This is a genomic window from Paraburkholderia sp. SIMBA_027, from assembly GCF_046535315.1.
Classification (GTDB): Bacteria; Pseudomonadota; Gammaproteobacteria; order Burkholderiales; family Burkholderiaceae; genus Paraburkholderia; species Paraburkholderia tropica.
Genome location: NZ_JAWRWY010001581.1, coordinates 1 through 237, shown reverse-complemented (window position 1 = coordinate 237; position 237 = coordinate 1). Strand labels below are relative to the sequence as shown.

The following is a 237-nucleotide window of genomic DNA, read 5'->3' as shown; positions in this document are numbered from 1 at the left end:
AAGGTACACCGGCCCTCTCCCGCCCTGACCGAGTACCTGGATATCGACCGCCACACGCTGGTCCAGGCCATGGGCAACGGCCAGCTCCAGGCATGGTTCCAACCGAAAAAGTCCCTGGCCAACGGCCGTATCGTCGCCGCCGAGGCCCTGGTGCGCTGGATGCACCCTGAGCAAGGCGTACTATTGCCAGCCGCGTTCCTGCCGGCGATCAAGGCATTCGAGCTGGAGGAACGCCTG

Annotated in this window: 1 protein-coding gene; it reads left to right on the top strand. The window is 65.0% G+C overall.

Annotated elements, in window-relative coordinates:
• On the top strand, positions 1-237 hold a 237-nt coding region (locus tag SB764_RS44505), incomplete at both ends, for an EAL domain-containing protein (RefSeq protein ID WP_410867377.1).